The organism is Micromonospora chalcea (genome assembly GCF_002926165.1).
Lineage (GTDB): Bacteria > Actinomycetota > Actinomycetes > Mycobacteriales > Micromonosporaceae > Micromonospora > Micromonospora chalcea.
Genome location: NZ_MAGP01000051.1, coordinates 1 through 6,614, shown reverse-complemented (window position 1 = coordinate 6,614; position 6,614 = coordinate 1). Strand labels below are relative to the sequence as shown.

General features: G+C 76.5%; 4 protein-coding genes. 3 read left to right on the top strand and 1 reads right to left on the bottom strand.

Features of this window, described 5'->3' with window-relative positions; genetic code table 11:
- Positions 1–10: 10 nt before the first annotated feature.
- Positions 11–331, bottom strand: a complete 321-nt coding sequence (locus BAW75_RS06075) for a hypothetical protein (protein ID WP_030504176.1) — start codon at positions 329–331, stop codon at positions 11–13.
- A gap of 178 nt (positions 332–509) precedes the next feature.
- Here BAW75_RS06075 and BAW75_RS06070 point away from each other — a divergent pair, with 178 nt between their 5' ends.
- From BAW75_RS06070 to BAW75_RS06060, 3 genes are all read left to right on the top strand, one after another.
- On the top strand, positions 510–5,261 hold the full coding sequence (locus tag BAW75_RS06070) for an Lhr family helicase (RefSeq protein ID WP_104112924.1): 4,752 nt from the start codon (positions 510–512) through the stop codon (positions 5,259–5,261).
- A gap of 30 nt (positions 5,262–5,291) precedes the next feature.
- Positions 5,292–5,795: a GNAT family N-acetyltransferase gene (locus BAW75_RS06065; protein WP_104112925.1), complete on the top strand. Its 504-nt coding sequence runs from the start codon at positions 5,292–5,294 to the stop codon at positions 5,793–5,795.
- A partial coding sequence (locus tag BAW75_RS06060) for an SAM hydrolase/SAM-dependent halogenase family protein (protein ID WP_104112923.1) occupies positions 5,792–6,614 on the top strand: 823 nt, incomplete at its 3' end. The genes BAW75_RS06065 and BAW75_RS06060, both read left to right, overlap by 4 nt.

Genomic DNA, 6,614 nt, shown 5'->3' with positions numbered 1-6,614 from the left:
GGTGGGTGGGTCAGGACAGGGCGGTGGAGTCCAACTGGCGCGCGGCCCGGTCGACGGCGCGCTGGGCGACCGCGAGGGACCGCAGCGGCAGCCGGGCGTCGCGGCTCTCCCGGCGCTGGACGAAGTAGTGCACGGCGGCCCGCACGCGCGCCCGGTCGGCGGCACTGGAACGGGCGGTGGCGAGGATCATCTCGCGCAGCCGCCGGGCCAGCTCCTCGGCCAGTTCGAGGTCGGGACCGCGCAGCCCGGCGCGGAGCGCGGCCAGCCGGCCGTCGACCTGACGGAGGAGCAGGTCGGTGCCGGGCCCGAAGCCTCGTTCCTCGACGGTCATCCACGCCTCCAGCCCACGCCGCATCGCGAGTGAAGTTACTTTATGTTGCAGTGCACAAGCAACCAGTTAAGTAAGACTTAACGGAATAACCACCCATTTCCCTCCCTGAGCGTCGTCGCCGGGACAGATCGCTCCGGCGAGGCGGCCGGATGTCACACCGGCGCGGCAGGATGGGGCCGTGGCGGACGAGGTGACCCGGTCGGGCGGGGTGCTCCAGGAGTTCGGCGCGGCGACCCGGGAGTGGTTCACCGCGGCGTTCGCCGCGCCCACCCCGGCCCAGCAGGGCGCCTGGCACTCGGTGGCCGCCGGGCGCAACGCCCTGGTCGTCGCGCCGACCGGCTCCGGCAAGACGCTCGCGGCCTTCCTCTGGTCACTGGACCGGCTCGCCAAGGAACCGCCGCCGGCCGACCCCCGCCGACGCTGCCGCGTGCTCTACGTCAGCCCGCTCAAGGCGCTCGCCGTCGACGTCGAACGCAACCTGCGCGCCCCGCTCACCGGGATCCGCCAGGCCGCCGCCCGGCTCGGCCTGGCCCCGCCCGACGTCACCGTCGGCATGCGCACCGGGGACACCCCGGCCGACGAGCGCCGCGCCTTCGCCCGCACCCCGCCGGACATCCTCATCACCACGCCCGAGTCCCTGTTCCTGCTGCTCACCTCCGCCGCCCGCGAATCGCTGCGCGGCGTGGACACGGTCATCCTGGACGAGGTGCACGCGGTCGCGGGCACCAAGCGCGGCGCCCACCTCGCGCTGTCCCTGGAACGCCTCGACGCGCTGCTGGAGCGGCCCGCCCAGCGGATCGGGCTCTCCGCCACGGTCCGGCCGATCGACGTGTGCGCCCGCTTCCTCGGCGGCGCCCGCCCGGTCGACGTGGTGCAGCCGCCGGCCGACAAGACCATCGAGGTGAGCGTCCAGGTCCCGGTGGAGGACATGACCCGCCTCGACGAGCAGGAGCCACCGGAGGACGACCTCGGCGGGCTCGCCCCCCGCCGCCCCTCGATCTGGCCGGCCGTCGAGGAACGCGTGTTCTCGTTGATCCGCGCGCACCGGTCCACGATCGTGTTCACCAACTCCCGGCGCAGCGCCGAACGGCTCTGCGCCCGGCTCAACGAGCTGGCCGTCGAGGAGTTGGAGGCGGCGTCCGCCCCGGATGGCAGCCGCGTGGCCCGGGGCGGGGAGCCGGTGCGCGTATCCGATCTGCTGCCCGGCGTCGACGGCCCGCCGGCCGGCGACGAGGCCGGGCTCGACGACGCCGACGGGCTCGGCCCGATGTCCGGCGGCGGGCCGGCCGACGGGAGCCGGGCCCGGCGCGGGGCGGAGGCGTTCGGCGGGCCGGTGGGGCCGGTGCGCGCGCCGCGGCAGCCGGCCGAGGTGATGGCGCAGTCCGGCGCGGCGACCGGGGCCCCGGCGGTGATCGCGCGGGCGCACCACGGCAGCGTGTCCCGGGAGGAGCGCAAGCAGATCGAGGAGGCGCTCAAGTCCGGGCGCCTGCCCGCCGTGGTGGCCACGTCCAGCCTGGAGCTGGGCATCGACATGGGCGCCGTCGACCTGGTGGTGCAGATCGAGGCGCCGCCGAGCGTGGCCGCCGGGCTGCAACGGGTCGGGCGGGCCGGGCACCAGGTGGGCGCGGTCTCGCGCGGCGTCGTCTTCCCCAAGCACCGGGGCGACCTGCTCTCCTGCACGGTGGTGGCCGAGCGGATGGGCGCCGGGGCGATCGAGGAGCTGCACTACCCGCGCAACCCGCTCGACGTGCTGGCCCAGCAGATCGTCGCGATGGTGGCGCTGGAGCCGTGGCGGCTCGGCGACCTGGCCGTGCTGGTCCGCCGGGCGGCGCCGTTCGCGGAGCTGCCCGACTCGGCGCTGCACGCGGTGCTCGACATGCTCTCCGGGCGCTACCCGTCCACCGCGTTCGCCGAGCTGCGGCCGCGGCTGGTCTGGGACCGCGCCACCGACGTGCTGACCGGCCGGCCCGGCGCCCAGCGGCTCGCCGTGACCAGCGGCGGCACCATCCCCGACCGGGGCCTGTTCGGTGTGTTCCTGGCCGGCGCCGAGCGGGCCGCCCGGGTGGGTGAGCTGGACGAGGAGATGGTCTACGAGTCCCGGGTGGGTGACGTGTTCCTGCTCGGCTCGTCGTCCTGGCGGATCGAGGAGATCACCCCGGACCGGGTGCTCGTCTCCCCCGCGCCGGGGCAGGCGGCCCGGATGCCGTTCTGGAAGGGCGACCAGCTCGGCCGTCCGGTCGAGCTGGGGCGGGCGATCGGCGCCCGGGTCCGGGCGCTGCTGCGGCAGTCCGACGCCGACGCGGTGGCGGCGCTGCGCGCCGGCGGGCTGGACGACTGGGCCGCCGGCAACCTGATGAACTACCTGCGCGAGCAGAAGGCGGCCACCCGGTCGCTGCCGGACGACCGGACGGTGGTGGTCGAACGGTTCCGCGACGAGCTGGGCGACTGGCGGCTCGCCGTGCACTCGGTGCTCGGCGCGCGCGTCAACGGGCCGTGGGCGCTCGCGATCGGCCGCCGGCTGGCCGAGCGGTACGGCGTGGACGCCCAGGTCATGCCCTCCGACGACGGCATCGTGGTACGCCTGCCGGACACCGCCGAGACGCCGCCCGGCGCCGACGTGGTCGTGTTCGAGCCGGACGAAATCGCCCAGCTGGTCGAGGAGTCGGTGGGCACGTCCGCGCTGTTCGCGTCCCGGTTCCGCGAGTGCGCGGCCCGGTCGCTGCTGCTGCCCCGGCGTGACCCCCGGCGGCGGCAGCCGCTGTGGCAGCAACGCCAGCGGGCCGCGCAACTGCTCGACGTGGCCCGCGAGTACGCCGACTTCCCGGTCACGCTGGAGGCCGCCCGCGAGTGCCTCCAGGACGTCTTCGACCAGCCCGCTCTGGCCGAGTTGATGCGTGACCTGGCCGCCCGCAAGGTACGCCTGGTCGAGGTGGAGTCCGAGCGCCCGTCGCCGTTCGCGCGGTCGCTGCTGTTCGGGTACGTCGGCGCGTTCCTCTACGAGGGCGACGCCGCGCTGGCCGAGCGGCGGGCCGCCGCGCTGGCGCTCGACTCCGGGCTGCTCGGCGAACTGCTGGGCCGGGTCGATCTGCGGGAGCTGCTCGACCCGGAGGTGCTCGCCGAGACCGCCCGCCAACTGCGCTGGCGCACCGAGCAGCGTCGGCCCCGCGACCCGGAGGACGTGGTCGAGCTGCTGCGCGTGGTCGGTGACCTGAGCAGCGCCGAGCTGGCCGAGCGCGGTGTGCCGGAATCCTGGACCGACGAGCTGGCGGCGGCCCGGCGCGTCCTGCGGGTCCGGATCGCCGGCGAGGACCGCTGGGTAGTGGTCGAGGACGCCGCCCGGCTGCGCGACGCGCTCGGCGTAGCGCTGCCCGTCGGGGTCGCCGAGGCGTACCTCGCGCCGGTGGCCGATCCGCTCACCGACCTGGTCGCCCGGTACGCCCGCACGCACGGCCCGTTCGCGGCGGCCACCTGCGCGGCCCGGTTCGGGCTCGGCGTGTTCGTGGTGGAGCAGGCGCTGCGGCGGCTCTCGGCGAACGGCCGGGTGGTCTCCGGCGAGTTCGCCCCGGACACGGTGGGCACGCAGTGGTGCGACGCGGAGGTGCTGCGCCTGCTGCGCCGCCGCTCCCTGGCCGCCCTGCGCCGGGAGATCGAACCGGTGCCGCCGCGCGCGCTCGCCACGTTCCTGCCCCGCTGGCAGCAGGTCGGCTCGTCGGCCCGGGGCGTCGAGGCGGTCGCCGCCGCCCTCGAACAGTTGCAGGGCGTGAACGTGCCGGCGTCCGCGCTGGAACGCCTGGTGCTGCCCGCCCGGGTCGCCGACTACTCTCCCGCCCAGCTCGACGAGCTGTGCGCCAGTGGTGAGGTGGTGTGGGCCGGCGCGGGCGCGATCTCCGGCGGCGACGGGTGGGTGACGCTCGCGTACGCCGACGTCGCCCCGCTGCTGCTCCCCACGCCGGACGAGGCGCTGACGCTGACCCCGCTGCACGAATCAGTGCTCGACGCGCTCGCCGACGGGCAGGCGCTGTTCTTCCGCTCGCTCTCCGACCGGGTCGGCGCCACCGACGACGCCGCCCTGTCCGGCGCGGTGTGGGACCTGGTGTGGGCCGGTCACCTCACCAACGACACGCTCGCCCCGCTGCGGGCCGCGCTCGGCGCGGGCGGAGCGCACCGGTCCCGGCCGTCGGCGCCGCGCACCCGCTACCGCCGGCCCGGCCGGGTGGCGCTGCCCAGCCGGGGCGGCCCGCCCACAATGGCCGGTCGCTGGTCCCGGCTGCCCGAACGCGACAGCGATCCCACCCGGCGCGCCGCCGCGCTCGCCGACCTGCTGCTGGAACGGCACGGCGTGGTGACCCGGGGCGCGGTCGTGGCCGAACAGGTCACCGGTGGTTTCGCCGCCGTCTACCCGGTGCTGTCCGCGCTCGAGGAACGCGGGGCGGCCCGGCGCGGCTACTTCGTGGAAGGGCTGGGCGCGGCACAGTTCGCGGTGCCCGGCGCGGTCGACCGGATCCGGGCGCTCGCCGACGACTCCCAGGGCCGGGGCCGCCCGGCGGTGGTGCTCGCCGCCACCGATCCGGCGAACCCGTACGGCGCGGCGCTGCCCTGGCCCGAGCGCGTGGTCGACTCGGGGGACGGCGCGGCACCGGCCACCGGGCACCGGGCCGGGCGCAAGGCGGGCGCGCTGGTCGTCCTGGTCGGTGGTGACGTGGTGCTCTACGTGGAGCGGGGCGGCCGGACGATCCTGTCGTTCACCGACGACACCGACACGCTCGGCGCCGCCGGCAAGGCGCTCGCCGACGCGGTGCACTCCGGCGCGCTCGGCGCGATCTCGGTGGAACGCGCCGACGGCGAGGCCGTGCACGCGTCCCCGCTGCGTGACGCGCTCACCGCCGCCGGTTTCCGCGCCACCCCGCGCGGCCTGCGGCTGCGCGGCTGACCGCCCGGCCGCCCCGGTTAGGGTGTGCCGGTGGCCTCGATCCGGGTACGCCAGGCGCGCGACGAGGACCGCGCGGCGCTGGCGGCGTTGCACGAACGGGAGTGGGGCGGGCCGATCGTGGTGGTCCACGACACCCGCTACGACCTGCGTGACCTGCCCGCGCTGGTGGCGGTGGACGAGACCGGCGGGTTCGCCGGGGCGCTGGCGTACCGGGTCGACGCCGACGGGCTGGAGGTGGTCAGCCTGGCCGCGGCGGCACCGGGCAACGGCGCGGGCACCGCCCTGCTGGCCGCCGCGCAGGAGACGGCCACCGCTGCCGGGGCGGACCGGATCTGGCTGGTCACGACGAACGACAACCTGGGCGCGCTGCGCTTCTACCAGCGCCGGGGGCTGCGGATCGTCGCTGTGGACGCGGGCGCTGTCGACCGGGCCCGCGCGGTCAAGCCGACGATCCCGGAGGTCGGGGCGGACGGCATCCCGCTGCACGACGAGTTGCGCCTGGCCCGGCGCCTGACCGTGGCGGAGCGGCGATGAGCGGCCCGGTCTCCGCGGGCCAGGGCCGCGCCACGCCGGGCGACGTTCCGAGCTGTGTCTCGCTGACCACCGACTACGGGCTGGCCGACGGGTTCGTGGCGGCGTGCCACGGGGTGCTGGCCCGGCTCGCCCCGGCTGTCCGGGTGATCGACGTGACGCACCTGGTGCCGCCGGCCGACGTACGCCGGGGCGCGGCCGTGCTCGCGCAGACAGTGCCGTACCTGCCGTGGGGCGTGCACGTGGCGGTGGTCGATCCGGGTGTCGGCACCGCACGCCGAGGCATCGCGCTGGCCGCGCCCGGCGGGCTGCTGGTCGGGCCGGACAACGGGCTGCTGCTTCCGGCCGCCGAGGCGCTCGGCGGGGTGAGCGCGGTGGTGGAGCTGACCAACCCGGACTGGCTCGGCCCGGCCGTCTCCCGCACGTTCCACGGGCGGGACGTGTTCGCGCCGGTCGCCGCGCGGCTGGCGCTGGGCGCGCCACTGGCCGAGGCCGGTCCGGCCGTGGATCCGGGCACGCTGGTCCGGCTGCCGGAGCCGGTGGTCCGCGCCGAACCGGGCGGCCTCACCGCCGAGGTGCTGACCGTCGACCACTTCGGCAACGTCCAGCTCGCCGCGCCGGGCACGCTGCTCGACGGCCTGCCGCCCCGGGTGCTGGTGAACGGCCGGGAGGCGGTCCATGGCCGCACGTTCGGCGACGCCCCGCCCGGCGCCCTGGTGGTCTACGTCGACTCCGCCGGCCTGGTCGCCGTAGCGGTGAACAGCGGCCGAGCCGCAGAAACCCTCCACACCACCCCCGGCGAGCAGCTCACCGTCACCACGC

Coding starts and splice junctions, on each gene's coding strand:
- BAW75_RS06075 (WP_030504176.1), bottom strand. CDS start 331: ATGACCGTCGAGGAACGAGGCTTCGGGCCCGGCACCGACCTGCTCCTC.